This is a genomic window from Lentzea atacamensis (genome assembly GCF_003269295.1).
Taxonomy (GTDB): domain Bacteria; phylum Actinomycetota; class Actinomycetes; order Mycobacteriales; family Pseudonocardiaceae; genus Lentzea; species Lentzea atacamensis.
In genome coordinates this window covers 182,588-198,893 of sequence record NZ_QLTT01000009.1, presented here as the reverse complement: position 1 = coordinate 198,893, position 16,306 = coordinate 182,588, and the positions used below count along the sequence as shown (strand labels likewise).

The following is a 16,306-nucleotide window of genomic DNA, read 5'->3' as shown; positions in this document are numbered from 1 at the left end:
TCGTCAAACCCCTGTGGAGCTGTCGTGACGACGACCGGTCGGGTTTCTTTCGTCGGCGCCGGTCCGGGCGCCGCCGACCTCATCACTCTCCGAGGCGCGCGCCGCATCGCGGAAGCCGACGTGGTCATCTGGGCTCCCAGCGCGATCGACGCCGAGTGCGTCCGCGAGCACGCCCGCGCCGACGCCGAGCTGGTCGACTTCTCCCGCGTCACGCAGGACGAGATCACGGACCTGTACCGCCGTGCCGCCGCGTCGCGTCAGGCGGTCGTCCGGCTGCACGCGGGTGACGCCGCGACCGGTGGTGGCGTGCAGGAGCAGCACGACCTGTGCGTGCGGCTCGGTCTGGACGTCGAGGTGGTGCCCGGCGTGTCCGTCGTCGCCGCCGCTGCCGCCAGGATCGGCCGCGAGATCACGCTGACCGAGGCCTCGTCGGCCGTCCTGGTCTCGCCGGAGAGCAGCGAGCTGGTCGCCGAGTTCGCCGCGCTGCAGACCACGATGGCCGCGACGGTCTCGGGCGCGCGCACCGGCCAGTTCGTCGAGAAGCTGCTGCAGGGCGGCTACTCGGCCGAGACGCCGGTCGTCGTCGCGTACAAGGTGAGCCAGGCCGACGAGCTGGTCGTGCACACCACGGTCGGCGAGCTGGAGTCGGTGGTGAAGCAGCACAAGCTGTACCGCCCGACGTTGTTCCTGGTCGGTGCGGCCGTGAAGGCACCCACCCGGCGCGTCTCCACCTCGGCCGCGGCGTCGGTCGACGAGCCGATCCGTGCCGCCCGCCCGACCCGTTGGTCGCGCCGCGCCGCCTCGCGCATCGCGACGCGCACCGACGAACCGGTCCCCGCCGCCATCCCCGCCGCCATCCCCGCCGCCGCCACCCCCGCCGCCGAGCCGAACCCGGCGTGGACCGCGGTCGAGGAAATACAGCAGTCCGTGCGCAAGCCGGCCGAGGAGGCCGCGCCGAAGCCGAAGCTGACGGTCGTCGCCGCGGAGAAGCCGAAGCCGACGACCGTGCGCGCTTCCACCTCCACGCCCGCGAAGAAGAAGCCTGCCGCCCGCAAACCCAAGAGGCCTACTAGCTGATGACAGTGGAGAAGCTGCTGGAGGCAGCCGGCCGTCCCGCCGAGATCGTCGACGCGGCGGACGGCCTGCGCCCCGCGCTGAACGTGTGCCGCGCCCGTTCCGCCGTGATCGTCAAGCTCGCCGACGGCATCGGCCCCGCCGAGATCGGCGCGGGCCTCGCGGGGTGGCGCCGCACGCTGACGGTGGCGGACTCCGGCGAGCTGACCACTGTGGACCCGCGTGACGCGGTGACCAGGCGCTGGACCGCGCCGGATGCAGTGTTGTGCTTGGCGGACAACGAGTTCCTCACCTCCAGCGACGGCTGGGCGCTGCCGGACGAGGAGTTCGCCAGCCGCTCGCACGTCCTCGGCGCCGAGGTCCGCGCGTTCGTGCTGGCGAGGCTCGCCCCGCGTCCCGGTGTCCTGGTGTGGGACGTGCTGGCCGGTTCCGGCGCGGTGGCCGTGGAGTGCGCACGCCTGGGTGCCGCCGTGCTCGCGGTCGAACCGGATCCCGTGCAGTGCGTGCGGATCATCGCGAACGCGTCTGCGCACGGCGTCGACGTGCGCGTCGAGGAAGCCGAGCTGGACACGGCTTCGTTGCCGCGCCCGGACGCGGTGTTCGTCGGCCGCGGTCAGCTTGCCGAGGTGAAGGCGTGCGCGGCCGTGAGCGCACGGCGCGTGGTGGTCGTGACCGAGAGCGTGGACGAGATCGTGCCCGCCCGTGACGCGTTGCAGGCCGCCGGCTACGAGGTGGAGGGCGTGCACTGGACCGCCTCCCGCCTGCTCGACTCGGGGTTCGCTCCGGCCGTTCCGGTGACGGTGCTGTGGGGAAGCAAGAAGTGATCGGTGTCTTCGCGGGAGCGGCGCAGCGCGGCGACGCCGCAGACCTCGCAGGCCTGCTGGGTGCGGACGCGGTCGTCCCGGACGGCTCGGTCAAGCCCGCAGTGCAACGGTTGTGGTCCCGCCTGGGCGGAGCCGTCCTCTTCCTGGACGCGGGTTCCGCGGTCCGCCTGATCGCGCCCCTCTTGCGGGACAAGCGATCCGACCCCGCCGTGGTCTGCGTGGACCAGCACTTCGTCGTGGCGCTCGCCGGTGACGCCGACGCGCTCGCCCACCACGTCGCCGACCTGCTCAACCGCACGCCCGTCGTGACCGGCGGCCCGTCGATCGACTCGGTGCTCGACGAGCTCGTCGAGCAGCTCGACGCCACCGCAGACGGCAACGTCGAGGGCTGCGCCGCCGCCATCGAGGCGGGAGAGAAGGTCGTGCTGCGCAATCCGCTCGGCTTCCCGCTGCCCGCGTTGCCGTCCAACGTCGTCCCGGCCGGCGAGGACGCCACGTGGATGATCATCATTGACGACCGCGCCGCCGCTTCCAAGGACAACGTGCTGCGGATCGTGCCTCGCACGCTCATCGTCGGCGTGGGCTCGACGCGCGGAGCGTCGGCCACGAGCGTCGGTGCCGCGCTGGCGGAACTGGACGCGCAGGGCGGGCTGGACCTGCGTGCCATCAAGGCCTTCGCGACCGCGGAAGCCAAAGCGGACGAGCCCGGCATCGTGGACGCCGTGGAGGACTGGGGTTTCTGGCACGGTGACACCGCCGAGCTGCTGACGTTCCCGACCGAGGAGCTCGCCGAGATCGGTGTGCCGAACCCGAGTTCGGTGGTGCGCAACTCGATGGGCACCGCGAGCGTGGCGGAAGCGGCGGCGTTGCGCGGCGCGCAGATCCTGGGCCACGGCGCCCCGATCGAGCTGGCGGCGGAGAAGTTCAAGCGCGACAACGTGACGGTGGCCGCGGCACGGGTGCTGCCGCGCGGCAGGCTCGCGCTGATCGGGCTCGGGCCGGGTGCGTCAGAGGAACGCACACCGCGCGCGGAGGCGGAGATCAGGCGCGCGGCGTTCGTCGTCGGCACGCCGGAAGCGATCGACGCGGTCTCGTCCCTGCTGCGTTCCGGTACCGAGATCCGGCACGAGGGTGCGTCCGACCTGGCCGCCCGTGGTGCGGCGGTCGCGTTCGTCGCGTTCGGAGCCGGGCCGACGCTGGACGATCCGGTCGAAGCCGACGTGGTTGTTGTTCCCGGGGTCCGGGACCGGTAACAGATTTCCTCCTTTCGTAGGGTCTTGGTTCAGGATCTCTCGAATTAGCGTCGCCAGGCACACGGCCCACCCTGCGGGCCCGAGTGCATCGGAGACCGGCATGAGATCCCGTCGTCTCGTCGCGGTGGCCTGCACGGCAGGCGTCGCCCTGTCCCTGCTCGCGATCAACGCCCAGGCCGCCGCGCCCAAGGAAGGTCTGCGTCTGCTCACCGTCCGCGACTCCCTGCTCGCGACGCACACCTGGTACGAGCAGACCTACGACGGAAAACCCGTGCTGGGCGCCTACTACGTCGAGCACGTCGACAAGGCGACCGGCGTGAAGACCGTGGACGACGGCCGGATCGCGGTCGGCACGATCGACGCCACGCCCGCTGTCACCGCGGACCACGCGAAGCGCAAGGTCGCGGCGCCGCAGGACGCCAAGCTGTCGGTGCTGCCCGGTACGGGGCTCGTCTACGAGGTGATCTCGGGCGACACGACCGAACGCACGCTCGTGCACGCGGAGACCGGAGCGGTCGTCCACAGCGAGAGCCTTCTCGTGCACGCGGATGGAACCGGCAAGGTGTTCAGCCCGAACCCCGTGTCGTCGCAGCAGAACCAGAACCTGGTCGACGGGAACGACGAGGACTCGGCCGTGCCCAGCGCGGCCTACCGGTCCGTCACACTGTCCGACCTGGACGGTTCCGGCTACCTGAAGGGCACGTACGCCCAGATCACGGGAACCAAGAACAAGCTGGCGTTCAGCAGCACCAACGACTTCAGCTACACCCGCAGCAACGACCTCTTCGAGCAGGTCAGTGCCTACTGGGGTGTCACCGAGTCGCAGAAGTACATCCAGAGCCTCGGTTTCACCAACGTCAACAACGAGCAGCAGGACATCACGACCCTCGGTCTGACGGCGGACAACTCGAACTACAACCCGCGCAAGGACCTGATCACGTTCGGCACGGGTGGCGTGGACGACGCCGAGGACGTCGAGGTGGTGTGGCACGAGCTCGGCCACGCCATTCAGGACGCCCAGGTGCCGGGCTACGGCACCAACGTCGAGTCGCGCTCGATCGGTGAGGGCTTCGGCGACTGGTGGGCGTTGATCATGTCCGCGGCCGACTCCCAGGACACCGCGACCACCCCGTTGGCGTGCATCGCGGACTGGGACGCGGTGTCCTACGCGCCTGGGACCCCGCACTGCCTGCGTCGCACCGACACCGAGCTGAAGTACGCGGACCGCAACGGTTCCGTGCACCACGACGGCCAGATCTGGTCGCGGGCGCTGTTCGACGTCTTCAAGGCGTTCGGCCGGGACAAGGCCGCGAAGATCGTCCTCGAGTCGCAGTTCTCGTACGCCCCCTCGACCACGTTCTCGGCGGCCGCCGCGGCGACCGTCGCGGCGGCGAAGAAGCTCTACGGCGACGCGGACGCGGCCGTGGTGCAGGCGGCCTTCACGGCCCGCGGCATCTCGTAGTCAAATGTCAAATCGCCCGTAACGACTAGTGGCGGTTGTGCGTTTGATTCCACGACCGTGACGCTGTGTGTGCCGTCGCTGTACACCCTGCACACACAGCGTCATCGGAAGGACTGGCAACATGGCGAAAACCCTGCATCGCCTGATCGTGTCCGTCGTGGTTTCCGCTCTCGCGAGCATCTTCTTCGTTGCCCCGGCCGCCAGCGCCGACGTCTCACCGATGATCGTCGGTGGTACGAGGGCCAGCACCTCCACCTATCCCTGGGTCGTCTACCTGGCGTCGACCTCCGGCTCCCAGTTCTGCGGCGGAACGCTGGTGAAGGCCAACAAGGTCGTCACCGCCGCTCACTGCGTGAAGGGTCGTACGCCCGCCAGCACGCGAGTCGTGCACGGCCGTGACGACAAGCAGAGCACCGCGGGCACCGTGGCCAGCGTGACCCGCATCTGGGTGCACCCGAGCTACACCACCGCGACCGCCGGCTACGACGTCGCCGTGCTGACGCTGGACCGCAACATCAGCTCGGCCACCCTGCCGCTCGCCACCCCCGCCGACACCGCGCTGTACGCCGCGGGCAACTCCGCGCTGATCCTCGGCTGGGGCACCACGTCCTCCGGTGGTTCGGCCTCCCGGTACCTGCTCAAGGCGAACGTGCCGCTGACCTCGGACGCGACCTGCAAGTCCGCGTACTCGCAGTACAGCAACACCTCCATGGTGTGCGCGGGCTTCCCGCAGGGTGGCGTGGACACCTGCCAGGGCGACTCCGGTGGCCCGCTGGTGTTCGGTGGCAAGCTCATCGGTGACACGTCGTGGGGTCGCGGTTGTGCCGCGGCCGGCTACCCCGGCGTGTACGGCCGCATCGCCCCGTACTACTCGGTCATCAACGCCCAGCTGTAGCACCGGCAAGCCTTCGACGGCCACCACACCGATCCGCAACGGACGGTGTGGTGGCCGTTCTGGTAGGTCGGTTGCAGCGCGTGCGAGGTCACGCGCATCCTGCTGGGCATGGCTGATCTGGAAGCTGTGCCGGAAGACTGGTCGAGCGCGCTGGTCGTCGTCGCTCATCCCGATGACATGGAGTACGGCGGTGCGGGCGCTATCGCGCGTTGGACCGCTCAGGGCAAGAACATCGCGTACGTGCTGGCGTGCCGTGGCGAGGCGGGCATCGACTCGATGGAACCGTCGGTCGCCGGGCCGTTGCGGGTCGAGGAGCAGATCGCGTCGTGCGCGGCGGTGGGGGTCTCCGTCGTCGAGTTCCTGGACCACCCGGACGGCGTGATCGAGTACGGCGTGCCGTTGCGGCGCGACATCGCGGCAGCCATCCGCCGGCACCGGCCGGAGTTCGTGATCACCGGCAACTTCCGGGAGACGTGGCCGGGCGGCGCGCTGAACATGGCGGACCACATCGCGGTCGGCCGCGCGACCGTCGACGCCGTCCGGGACGCGGGCAACCGGTGGGTTTTCCAGGACCTGGGCCTTGAGCCGTGGAATGGCGTCAAGTACGTGGCGGCGGCGTCCTCACCGATGTCGACTCACGCCGTGGACATCACCGACTCGTTCGACGCTTCGGTGGCGTCACTACGCGCGCACAAGGCGTATCTGGCTGCGCTGAGCGGTGACATGGCGGATCCGGAACTGTTCCTCCGCGGCGCCGCGGAGGCCGTCGGGCAGCGGTTCGGCGGCGTGCTGGCCACCTCTTTCGAGTTGCTGCGGCTGTGAGCATGTTCCCTTCGGCTGGACACGGCCGGTCCGGTGTGGATGCTTCTACGCATGCCCTTTGAACAGCACTACCTGGCCGGCCTCGACCTGCGGGGCCGGCGCGTCCTCGTGGTCGGCGGAGGCACGGTCGCTCAGCGCCGCCTGCCCCGCCTGATCGCCAGCGGCGCCGCCGTCGAGCTCGTGTCGCCGTCCGTCACACCCGCAGTCCAGGGCATGGTCGACGCGGGGGAGCTGACCTGGCACCAGCGGCGCTTCCAGCCCGGTGACGTCGAGGGCGCGTGGTACGTGGTGGCCTGCACGTCGAACGTCGAGGTGAACACGCAGATCGGCGAGGAGGCGCTCGCTCAGCGCGTCTTCTGCGTGCGCGCGGACATCGCCGTCGAGGGCACGGCCGTGACCCCGGCGGTCGGCACGCACGACGGCCTCGTGCTCGGTGTGCTGGCGGGCGGCGAGCACCGTCGTTCGGCCGCCGTTCGCGACGGGCTCGTGGCGGCCCTGCGCGACGGCCGGATCGCGGACCAGGCAGCTCCGCCGGTCGGCGTGGCGCTGGTCGGCGGCGGCCCCGGCGACCCCGAACTGATCACCGTGCAGGGCAAGCGTTTGCTGGCCCACGCGGACGTGGTCGTCGCCGACCGCCTGGCACCGCGCGAGCTGCTGGAGGAACTGCCGGCACACGTCGAGGTGGTCGACGCGGCGAAGATCCCGTACGGCCGCGCGGCCACGCAGGAGTTCATCAACCAGACGCTGATCGACCGCGCCAAGGAGGGCAAGTTCGTCGTCCGGCTGAAGGGCGGCGACCCGTACGTCTTCGGCCGCGGCTTCGAGGAGCTCCTGGCGTGCGCGGAGGCCGGCATCCCGGTGACCGTCGTGCCGGGCGTGACGTCGGCGTTCGGCGTGCCCGCACTGGCCGGTGTGCCGGTGACACACCGAGGCGTGGCGCACGAGGTGGTCGTCGTCTCGGGTCACGTTGCCCCAGATGACCCTCGTTCGCTGGTCGACTGGTCGGCGATCGCACGCCTGCAGGGCACCGTCGTGCTGATGATGGCCGTCGAACGGGCCGGTGCGTTCGCCACGGCGTTGATGGAAGGCCGCCCCGGTTCGACCCCCGTCGCCGTGATCCAGGAGGGCAGCACGGCGGCCCAGCGCGTCTTCCGGTCCACTTTGGACTCGCTGGCCGAGGACGTGAAGCGCTGGGAGGTCCGCCCGCCGGCGATCATCGTCGTGGGCCCAGTCGCGGGCCTTGCTTCCGCAAATAGTTAGATAAGTTTCTTTACAAAAGCCGCGCGACCGGTGGACTCTGCAATCACGCCGCCTCAGTCCACCGGTTCTTGCGGAGGCACGCATGAAACGCGCCCTGTCCGTGGCGGCAGGCATTTTGCTGATCATGTCCGGTTTGTTCGCTTCATCCCCGGCAACCGCGGCATCCCAACAGGTCTTCTGGACCTTCTACGGCTGGTACGACAACACACCGCCCGGCGGCAACATCGCCTACCCGCAGATCCACAACACCGCCGGCGGCAAGGGCACCTGGTCGGACCCGATCACGTTCGCGACGTCCCGCAAGGAAGCCAAGCCGGGCACGAAGATCTATTTCCCGCGCGTGAAGAAGTACTTCATCATGGAGGACTCCTGCTCCTCCTGCGAGCAGGACTGGGACGGCAACGGCCCCAACGGCGGCCCTCGCCTGTGGCACTTCGACGCCTGGGTCGGGGGCAAGGGCGGCAACGCCATGAACGTCATCGACTGCGAAGACGCCCTGACCAACTACCACCCCGACGGCAAGCCGGTGATGGAGGAAACCATCATCAACCCGCCGTCCAACCTGACCGTCGACCCGACGCCGATCTTCAACACCGCGACCGGTGAGTGCTACGGCGGCGCCAAGCCGAAGACCACCAACGGCGAGTACAAGAACGTCGCCACCGGCAAGTGCCTCCAGGGCGGCGCCTCCGGCTCGCAGCTGACGACGGCGGTGTGCAACGGCTCCGCCCCGCAGCAGTTCAAGTTCCACGGTGCCTTCATGGAGCAGGGCTCACCGCAGCTGTGCACCACCCTGTCGTCGGGCAAGGTCGTGCTGCGCAAGTGCGACGGCGGCCCGGCCCAGCAGTGGTCCGTCAACCCGAACAAGACCATCTCGGACATGCAGCACAACACCAAGTGCTACCGCGATTCCTCGGGCAAGGTGACAGCGGCGTCCTGCTCGGGGGACGCGGCCAAGTGGACGTTCAAGGCCGCGCCGGTGAAGTGATCGCGTAGCGGCTTGAGGCTGACCACGCCGACCGCGGTTCGCAGCCCCACGGCCACGAACCACGGCGCCAGCAGCCCGAAGTGGTCAGCGACCAGTCCGCCCAGCAGCGCGCCGACCGGCTGAACACCCCAGGTGATCAGGGTCTGCGCGCTGCTGACGCGTCCGAGCAGGTTCGTGGGCACCGCCCGCTGCCGCAACGCCGCCGTGGCCACACCCCACACCGCGGTGCAGAACGAGCTGACCACCGCGAACACCGCAACCGTGGGCAGATCACGGGCGAGCGTCGCAATTCCCAGCCACATCAACGGAATCAGCACCACGGTCACCGCGACGGTGTGGCGGTACCTGGCGAGCATCCGCTCGGCGAGGAGCCCACCGGCGACGCCACCGCACGCGAGCGTGGCGAGAAACGCCCCGAATCCGGCGTTCGTCAGCCCCAGCCTCTGCTGCGCGAACAGCACCAGCGTCGCCATGGTCATCGCGATGCACAGGTTCGTGGTCGCGGACACGACCGTGACCGTTCTCAGCGCCTTGTGCTTCATCAACCACCGCAGGCCTTCGACGACCTTCGGCTTGGCCGGCCGAGGTTGCCGGCTCGTGCGCATCCTGGTCACCAGCAGTGCTGCTGTGGCGAACGTCAGCGCGTTGACCCAGAACGGTGCCGGTACCGCGATCGCGAACAACAACCCGCCCAGCGGCGGCCCCACGAACTGCAATGCCACCGCCTGCGACGCGAACAGCCTGCCGTTGGCTCGCTCCAGCAGGTGGTTCTCGACGGTCGCCTTGATGAGCGGCTGCCCCACCGCCCTCGGCACGTTCTCCGCGGTGCCGATCAGGAACGCCATGCCGTACAGGAACGCGATGTGCGCGCTGTGGAAGGCGGCGAGGACCGCCATGAGCGCGCACTGGATCCACAGGGCGGCGAGGAGGAGACGACGGCTGTCGTAGCGGTCGGCGGCTGTGCCCGCGGGGAGTGAGGCGAGGAGCCAGGGCAGGGATCCGAAGAAGCTGACCCCGGCGATCAGTTTCGGGTCCTGGGTGAGTGTGGCGGCCAGCAGCGGGAGTGCGGCGAGAAAGATGCCGTCGCCGAGCGCCGAGATCGCGCTGCCGCTCCACAGCAGGTACCAGTTCCGCCCCATGCCGCACCCTAGACGCGACGAACGCCCGGCCGGAAACTCGGCCGGGCGTTCGGACGAAACAGGGATCAGCCGCGAACGACCTGAACCAGGTGGTCGACTGCCTCGGCCACCGGCACCTCGACGCGGTCTCCGGACTTGCGGTCCTTCACCTCGACGACGCCGTTGGCGAGCCCCCGGCCGATCACCAGGATCGTCGGGATGCCCACGAGCTCGGCGTCCGCGAACTTCACGCCGGGGCTAGTCTTGCGGTCGTCCAGCAGCACCTTCAGCCCGCGCGCGCTCAGCTGCTTCGCGAAGTCCTCGCCGGCGGACACGAGCGTCTCGTCCTTGCCCGCGATGACCACGTGGACGTCGGCAGGCGCGACGTTGCGGGGCCAGATCAGGCCGCGGTCGTCGTGCGACTGCTCGGCGATGGCCGCGACCAGGCGCGAGACGCCGATGCCGTACGAGCCCATGGTGATGCGGACGGGCTTGGAGTCCGGGCCCAGGGCATCGAGCGAGAACGCGTTGGCGTACTTGCGGCCCAGCTGGAAGATGTGGCCGATCTCGATGCCGCGCGCGGCGACGAGGACGCCCTTGCCGTCGGGCGACGGGTCGCCCTCGCGGACCTCGGCGACGTCGATGACGCCGTCGGGGGTGAAGTCGCGGCCTGCCACGAGGTCGACGACGTGGTGGTCGGCCTTGTCGGCGCCGGTCACCCAGGCCGTGCCGCGCACCACGCGGGGGTCGGCGAGGAAGCGGATGCCGTTCGCCTGGATCGCTCCCGGGCCGATGTAGCCCTTGACCAGGAACGGGTTCTTGGCGAAGTCCGACTCCTCGAGCATCGCGACCTCGGCGGGCTCGAAGGCCGCCTCGAGGCGCTTGAAGTCCACCTCGCGGTCGCCGGGGACGGCCACGGCGAGCAGTTCCCAGTCCTTGCCGGGGTGCTTGAGCTTCACGAGAACGTTCTTCAACGTGTCGGCCGCGGTGAACTTGCGGTCGGTGTTCGCGTTGAGGAAGTCCACCAGCGTTTCGATGGTGGGCGTGTTCGGCGTGTGGTGCACCTGGGCGGCGGGCTTGTCGTCGATCGGCTGCTCGGGGGGCGCGGGGGTCGTGACGGCCTCGACGTTCGCCGCGTAGCCCGACTCGGTGCTGCGGACGAAGGTGTCCTCACCCGTCTCGGCGACGGCCAGGAACTCCTCGGACGCGGAGCCGCCCATCGCGCCGGACGTCGCCGACACCACCACGTACTCCAGGCCGAGACGGTCGAAGATGCGGATGTAGGCGTCGCGGTGGTCCTGGTAGGACTTGCTCAGGCCCTCGTCGGTCAGGTCGAACGAGTACGAGTCCTTCATCAGGAACTCGCGGCCGCGCAGGATGCCCGCACGGGGACGCGCCTCGTCGCGGTACTTGGTCTGGATCTGGTACAGCGTGACCGGGTAGTCCTTGTACGAGCTGTACTCACCCTTCACGGTGAGCGTGAACAGCTCCTCGTGGGTGGGGCCGAGCAGGTAGTCGGCGCCCTTGCGGTCCTTGAGCCGGAAGATGTTGGGGCCGTACTCCTCCCACCGGTTGGTCGCCTCGTAGGGCTCCTTGGGCAGCAGGGCGGGGAACTGGATCTCCTGCGCGCCGAACGCGTCCATCTCCTCGCGGACGACGGCCTCGATGTTGCGCAGCACCCGCAGACCCAGCGGCAGCCAGGAGTACCCGCCCGGCGCGACGCGGCGGACGTAGCCGGCGCGCACCAGCAGCTTGTGGCTGGGCACTTCGGCGTCGGCCGGGTCCTCGCGAAGGGTTCGCAGGAACAGCGACGACATCCTGGTGATCACGGTGGGTACTCCTCGTTCACGGGCTGTTGGGGCAGCGTACTGGTTGCGCTGCCGACGAAATCGCGGGCGGTGGGTTTGTTGGGCTCTGACCAGCGCGGACCTGGAATTGTCAGACCCCCTGAGTAGCGTCCGGAAGCATGTCCCTGACGATTGCCATGATCACCATCGACACCGGCGACGCGCGCAAGCTCGCCGAGTTCTGGACGGCCGCGCTCAACACCACCGTCCAGAACGACTGGGGCGAGTTCATCGTCCTCGCTCCGAACACCGAGAACGGCCCCGCGCTGGGCATCCAGCAGGTGCCGGACGCCACGCCGGGCAAGAACCGCGTCCACTTCGACTCGCACGTGCCGGACCGCAAGGCGGAGGTGGCCAGGCTGGTCGGGCTCGGGGCCACCGAGATCGCGGTGCACAGCATGCCGGGGCTCACCTGGTCGGTGCTGGCCGACCCGGACGGCAACGAGTTCTGCGTCGCCCAGGACGGCGAAGAGGTCTAGAGCGAGACCGGCAGGCCGTAGTCGATCCAGGTCCGCTTCAGCTCGAACCCCGCGCGCTCGTACACGCCGAGCGCGCGGGTCGGGTTGGCCGAGTCCACGGAGAGTCCCGCCCGCTGGTAGCCCTGCCCCTTCGCCTGAGCCAGCGTCCAGCTCAGCAGGGCGGAGGCCACCCCACGCCCGCGGTGCTCCCGCAGGGTGCCGACGTCCCCGATCCACAGCTCGCGCACGCCCGTCAGCTCCTCGACCACCGGGTAGTGCCGCGAGAGCACGAAACCGGCCACGGCGCCTTCTGCGAGCGCCAGGAAGGAGGTCTCCGGAACGAACCGCTTGCTGTTGGTGAACGACGCCGCCCATTCCTCCGGGCTGCGCTCGACCGAACCCCAGTGGTCGGCGAACGCCGCGTTGCACACCTCGCGGACCTCTTCGTCGCGGGCAGCGGAGAACGGCACGATCTCGTAGGCGGGCGGGATCGGGACCTGGGCGAGTGACTCGCCCAGTGCCACCTCCAGCTCGTTGAAGCAGCGGTCCGCGGTGAAGCCGAGCTCGGCGCACAGTGCGACGTGGCCTGCGCAGCGGCTCTCGACCATGGTGTTCACCACCATGGGCATGGCCGGGTGGCGTGCGGTGTGCAGCTTGCGCGCCAACAGGATGAGGCGCTGCAGCAGCTGCCGCCCGATGCCCTTGCGGCGGAAGTCCGGGTGCACGGCCCCGTCGAGCCGGACGCGGTGCGTGTTCACGGGATTGTCCCGCAGCACGGCCAAGCCGTACGCCACGAGTGCGCCGTCCACGAGCACGGCCAGCGACCCGCCCGGCAGATCCGTCTCGTCGAACCGCTCGGCGAAGTCCTCTTCGGACAGCAACTCGCCGGTGTCGTCGACCGCCTCGACGGCGCAGTAGAGCGCGGCCACCGCAGGGATGTCCGCTGTCGTGAGCGCGCGCCACACGAGTTCCACGTCAATGAAAGCTACGGGGAGGTGATGACCCCAACAACTGAATAAGCCGTTGTCCGGAACAGGGCGGCAACGCCATCCTGCGTGCGATGACGAAACCAGCGATCGCGCCACTGCACGAGGACCTCACCTTCCACGGACCGCTGTCCGAGGAACGGGCCGAGCGTCTCATCCGCAGCCTGCACCCGCTCGACGACGCACACGTGCTCGACGTCGGCTGCGGCTGGGCGGAGTTCCTGCTGCGGACCCTCGAAGCCGCGCCCACCGCCACCGGCACCGGTGTCGACCTCGACGCCACCGCCATCGCGCACGCCCGGGCCACGGCCGCAGCGCGAGGCCTGGCCGACCGGGTCAGCCTGCAGGTGGCCGACGTCGCCCAGTGGCAACCGGGCAGGCCGGTCGATGTGATCATCGTCAACGGTGCCAGCCAGGTGTGGGGTGGAGATCCGTTGCAGCACACGGCGAACGCGCTCACGGCGGCGAAGCAGCTGCTGCGGTCGGGCGGGAAGCTGTTGCTGGGTGAGGGTTTCTGGGAGCGTGAGCCGACCGGCGAGCAGCTCGCCGCGATGCCGATCCCGCGCGACCAGTACGGCTCGCTCGCCGGCCTGGTGGACCTCGCGCACGAGCACGGCTACCGGCTGCTCGCGGTGGAGCAGGCGAGCCTCGACGAGTGGGACGTGTTCGAGAACGGGCACGCCCTGGCGTGGGAACGCTGGCTGCGCGACAACCCGGACTCCGAGCACGCGGACGAGATCAGGACGAAGGCCGACACGCACCGCGCCCACCGCTTGCGCGGCTGGCGCGGCACGCTGGGCCTCGCGTACCTGACGCTGCAGGCCTCCTGAGACACCACGGAGAACACGGCCGGGCTCGAACCGGCGTCCTCCCGGATGAGAGCCGGGGCTCCACCACTGAGCTACGTGTTCCACGCGTCCGGCCGGCCGGGCTCGAACCGGCGTCCACCCGGTCCCGAGCCGGGCGTTCTACCGCTGAACTACAGCCGAACGAGGGGCATCCTGCTCAGCCGGCGGCGTCCTGTCCACCGAATACCCCGGTGCGGACGGGCTTGCCGCTGAACACCCGAGCGTGCCGCAACGCCATCGCCCACACCGGGTCCGACACGGACACGCCGTGCACCAGCTCCGGGGTGGGGCGGAAGCGCGCGATCGCGGCGTGCGCGCGGGGTGCGGTCCATCCGGCGCGTTCCGGGTCGACGCCGTGCTCGCGGCACGCCGCCTCCACATCGGCGCGCGTGCAGACCGCCGTGCCGTCGAGCACTTCCCACGGCAACGGCAGGCGCGACCACACCGAGGTGTCCGGGTGGAGGCCGCCGCCCGCCTCGTGGTGCCAGAAGGCGAGGTCGGCGGCCATCACGCGCATGACCTTGCCCGGCCACGCGTGGTCCAGCAGATCCGGCACACCCGCGGCGTGCAGGCAGGCGATCCAGCCGTTGCGTGCGGCGTTGTAGGCGCCGGCCAGCGCGTTCCAGCTGGACGAGTCCACGCCGGTGCGCACGACCATGGTCGCCTTGTCGATCTCGGACGAACGCCAGAGCCCGGCCAGCAGGCCCGCGACCGACCTGGTCACCGCCGACCACCGGCCGAGCAGCTCGCCGAGCTGGTCCGGCCGCAGGTGGCGCAGGACCTCCCAGGCCGGGCAGGCCAGCGCGATCATCGCCCAGTCGGTGTCGCCGCGAGCCCTGCACCGCGCGAGCAACGCCTCCGCGACCTGGTCGAACGGGTTCTCGCGGCCGGTCAGCGAGAACTCACGACGCAGCTTGCGCCGTGCCGTGTAGTAGGCGACGAAGCAGGCGGCGTCGGCATCCGCGCGGAACCGGTCGCGGTCGATCGCGCCGACGAATCCGGCCGAGGCGATGAGCGTCAGGCGGCGCAGCTCACGTACGCGCTCCAGCCTCGACGCCTTCGCCGAGAGCCGGCGCAGCATCCGGAAGCGCCGGTTGTACTGGCGCTTCGACAGCTCGATGCCCGCGGCGGCGCGCGCCTCGCGGTTCAGCCGGTCGGTGAGGAAGTCGGTGCGGTCCAGGTCCCAGTTGATCTCGGCACCGACGAACGAGGCGAACTCCAGCACGGAGACGGGATCGTGGCGTCGACCGGGCAGGTGTCCACACCGAACACGACTCGCGTCGCGGCGACCTGCCGCGCGGCACCCACAGGGCGGGCGTAGTCGGTGCTCATACCGGTGAAGCCGTGCCAACGGCTCGCGTGCGCCGCCACCTCGTTGATCACCGAGCGCTGGCGGCGCGTCAACGAGGGCAGCGCCTCCCGCACGAGGACGGCCACGTCCTCCGGGCGCAGCCGGGCGTCGAGCGAGTCGTAGAGACGGTCCAAAGCGTCCACGCATTCCAGAGCACCACGCCGGTCCAGCGGTTTTCGCGCATTGCCCTACGCTTGCCAACCGTGCTGGTGCTGCTTCCCCCGTCGGAGACCAAGGCGATCGGCGGCGAGGGTGCGCCGCTCGATCTCGACGCGCTGTCCTTCCCCGAGCTGAACCCCGTGCGCGACAAGCTCGTGTCCGCGCTGGCCGACCTCGCGAAGGACGTCCCGGCGAGCCTCAAGGCGCTCGACATCTCGGAGCGCCAGGTCGACGAGGTGCACCGCAACGCGGCTTTGCGCACGTCAGAGACGACGCCCGCACTCCTGCGCTACACCGGCGTGCTCTACGACAACCTGGACTTCCCGTCGCTCAGGAAGGCCGACCAGGAGCGGGCCTTCGAACGGCTGGCGGTCGCGTCGGCGTTGTTCGGGGCGATCCGCGGCGGTGACCCGGTGCCCGCGTACCGGTTGTCCGGCGGCAGCGCGCTCCCGTCGCACGGCAGCCTGCGCACGGTGTGGAAGCCCGCGCTGGAGCCGGTGCTCAGGGAGGCCGACGAGTTCGTCGTCGACCTGCGTTCCGGCGCGTACTCGAGCCTCGCGAGGATCCCGCACGCCGTCGTCGTCCGGGTGGTCACCGGCGACGGCAAGGTCGTCAGCCACTTCAACAAGGCGCACAAGGGCCTGCTCGCCCGTGCCATCGCGACGAGCAAGACCGAGCCGGGCGACCTGAAAGGCCTGGTCAAGCTCGCGCAGAAGGCCGGGCTCACGATCGTGCCGACCGGCGAGAAGACCGCTGACCTGATCACCGGTTAATTCGGTTGCGGCCCCCGAGGGGAGCGGGCAAGCTTCAGCGAGCCGACACGCGGCGAGAAGGAACGAAGGAGGTGCGTCGTGTCCGAGCCTGTCTTTGGACGTGGCACCGCGACCCGTCCTCCCGCCCCTCGCGCCTGATCAGCAGCGTTTGATCGCAGAGCGCCAGTGGGGCGGTCACCTTCACCTTC

At 70.0% G+C, this 16,306-nt stretch carries 16 protein-coding genes and 2 tRNA genes; 11 read left to right on the top strand and 7 right to left on the bottom strand.

All coding sequences use genetic code 11. The features are described from left to right. Nucleotides 1–24 precede the first annotated feature (24 nt). From C8D87_RS34185 to C8D87_RS34150, 8 genes are all read left to right on the top strand, one after another. Nucleotides 25–1,077 (top strand): cobalt-precorrin-4/precorrin-4 C(11)-methyltransferase, encoded by a 1,053-nt coding sequence (locus tag C8D87_RS34185; RefSeq protein ID WP_112229860.1) that lies wholly within the window; start codon nucleotides 25–27, stop codon nucleotides 1,075–1,077. Next, nucleotides 1,077–1,898 carry a hypothetical protein gene (locus C8D87_RS34180; RefSeq protein WP_146231444.1) on the top strand — a complete coding sequence of 274 codons (822 nt, stop codon included), beginning with the start codon at nucleotides 1,077–1,079 and terminating at the stop codon, nucleotides 1,896–1,898. Before C8D87_RS34185 ends, C8D87_RS34180 begins: the two co-directional genes overlap by 1 nt. Further along, the gene (locus C8D87_RS34175; RefSeq protein WP_233442431.1) at nucleotides 1,880–3,151 is read left to right on the top strand and encodes a cobalamin biosynthesis protein; all 1,272 of its coding nucleotides are present in this window, start codon (nucleotides 1,880–1,882) and stop codon (nucleotides 3,149–3,151) included. Before C8D87_RS34180 ends, C8D87_RS34175 begins: the two co-directional genes overlap by 19 nt. 100 nt (nucleotides 3,152–3,251) lie before the next feature. After that, nucleotides 3,252–4,613: a M36 family metallopeptidase gene (locus C8D87_RS34170; protein WP_112229856.1), complete on the top strand. Its 1,362-nt coding sequence runs from the start codon at nucleotides 3,252–3,254 to the stop codon at nucleotides 4,611–4,613. A gap of 121 nt (nucleotides 4,614–4,734) precedes the next feature. Continuing rightward, nucleotides 4,735–5,508: a S1 family peptidase gene (locus C8D87_RS34165; RefSeq protein ID WP_109633883.1), complete on the top strand. Its 774-nt coding sequence runs from the start codon at nucleotides 4,735–4,737 to the stop codon at nucleotides 5,506–5,508. A 108-nt stretch (nucleotides 5,509–5,616) separates the two neighbouring features. Beyond that, a complete protein-coding gene (locus C8D87_RS34160; protein WP_109635157.1) occupies nucleotides 5,617–6,330 on the top strand; it encodes a PIG-L deacetylase family protein in 714 nt (237 codons plus the stop codon). A gap of 51 nt (nucleotides 6,331–6,381) precedes the next feature. Next, a complete protein-coding gene (gene cobA, locus C8D87_RS34155) occupies nucleotides 6,382–7,590 on the top strand; it encodes a uroporphyrinogen-III C-methyltransferase (RefSeq protein ID WP_109633881.1) in 1,209 nt (402 codons plus the stop codon). 82 nt (nucleotides 7,591–7,672) lie between these two features. Continuing rightward, nucleotides 7,673–8,578: an RICIN domain-containing protein gene (locus tag C8D87_RS34150; protein ID WP_112229854.1), complete on the top strand. Its 906-nt coding sequence runs from the start codon at nucleotides 7,673–7,675 to the stop codon at nucleotides 8,576–8,578. Here C8D87_RS34150 and C8D87_RS34145 read toward each other — a convergent pair. Both C8D87_RS34145 and C8D87_RS34140 read right to left on the bottom strand, forming a co-directional pair. After that, nucleotides 8,491–9,717 carry an MFS transporter gene (locus C8D87_RS34145; RefSeq protein ID WP_112229852.1) on the bottom strand — a complete coding sequence of 409 codons (1,227 nt, stop codon included), beginning with the start codon at nucleotides 9,715–9,717 and terminating at the stop codon, nucleotides 8,491–8,493. The two genes, C8D87_RS34150 and C8D87_RS34145, sit on opposite strands and share 88 nt — an antisense overlap. Nucleotides 9,718–9,782: 65 nt before the next feature. Further along, a complete protein-coding gene (locus tag C8D87_RS34140; RefSeq protein WP_112229850.1) occupies nucleotides 9,783–11,525 on the bottom strand; it encodes a proline--tRNA ligase in 1,743 nt (580 codons plus the stop codon). Between the two features lie 137 nt (nucleotides 11,526–11,662). Here C8D87_RS34140 and C8D87_RS34135 point away from each other — a divergent pair, with 137 nt between their 5' ends. Further along, nucleotides 11,663–12,022 carry a VOC family protein gene (locus C8D87_RS34135; protein ID WP_109633871.1) on the top strand — a complete coding sequence of 120 codons (360 nt, stop codon included), beginning with the start codon at nucleotides 11,663–11,665 and terminating at the stop codon, nucleotides 12,020–12,022. Here C8D87_RS34135 and C8D87_RS34130 read toward each other — a convergent pair. After that, nucleotides 12,019–12,975 (bottom strand): GNAT family N-acetyltransferase, encoded by a 957-nt coding sequence (locus C8D87_RS34130; RefSeq protein ID WP_170166686.1) that lies wholly within the window; start codon nucleotides 12,973–12,975, stop codon nucleotides 12,019–12,021. The genes C8D87_RS34135 and C8D87_RS34130 overlap by 4 nt on opposite strands. 86 nt (nucleotides 12,976–13,061) lie before the next feature. Here C8D87_RS34130 and C8D87_RS34125 point away from each other — a divergent pair, with 86 nt between their 5' ends. Beyond that, nucleotides 13,062–13,817, top strand: coding sequence for an SAM-dependent methyltransferase (locus C8D87_RS34125; RefSeq protein ID WP_112229846.1), 756 nt, complete (start codon nucleotides 13,062–13,064; stop codon nucleotides 13,815–13,817). A gap of 10 nt (nucleotides 13,818–13,827) precedes the next feature. On the opposite strand, the gene C8D87_RS34120 is transcribed toward C8D87_RS34125, so the two are convergent. The 4 genes from C8D87_RS34120 to C8D87_RS34105 form a co-directional block, all read right to left on the bottom strand. Continuing rightward, nucleotides 13,828–13,898 (bottom strand) — tRNA-Glu (locus C8D87_RS34120). Nucleotides 13,899–13,904: 6 nt separating this feature from the next. Continuing rightward, nucleotides 13,905–13,976: transfer RNA gene (locus C8D87_RS34115), tRNA-Pro, on the bottom strand. Between the two features lie 16 nt (nucleotides 13,977–13,992). Further along, nucleotides 13,993–15,060, bottom strand: a complete 1,068-nt coding sequence (locus C8D87_RS34110; RefSeq protein WP_112229844.1) for a hypothetical protein — start codon at nucleotides 15,058–15,060, stop codon at nucleotides 13,993–13,995. Then, nucleotides 14,982–15,329: a hypothetical protein gene (locus C8D87_RS34105; protein WP_112229842.1), complete on the bottom strand. Its 348-nt coding sequence runs from the start codon at nucleotides 15,327–15,329 to the stop codon at nucleotides 14,982–14,984. The genes C8D87_RS34110 and C8D87_RS34105 overlap by 79 nt, the downstream gene beginning before the upstream one ends. Nucleotides 15,330–15,389: 60 nt before the next feature. On the opposite strand from C8D87_RS34105, the gene yaaA reads away from it, so the two are divergent. Further along, nucleotides 15,390–16,118, top strand: coding sequence for a peroxide stress protein YaaA (yaaA, locus tag C8D87_RS34100; RefSeq protein WP_112229840.1), 729 nt, complete (start codon nucleotides 15,390–15,392; stop codon nucleotides 16,116–16,118). Nucleotides 16,119–16,306 lie beyond the last annotated feature (188 nt).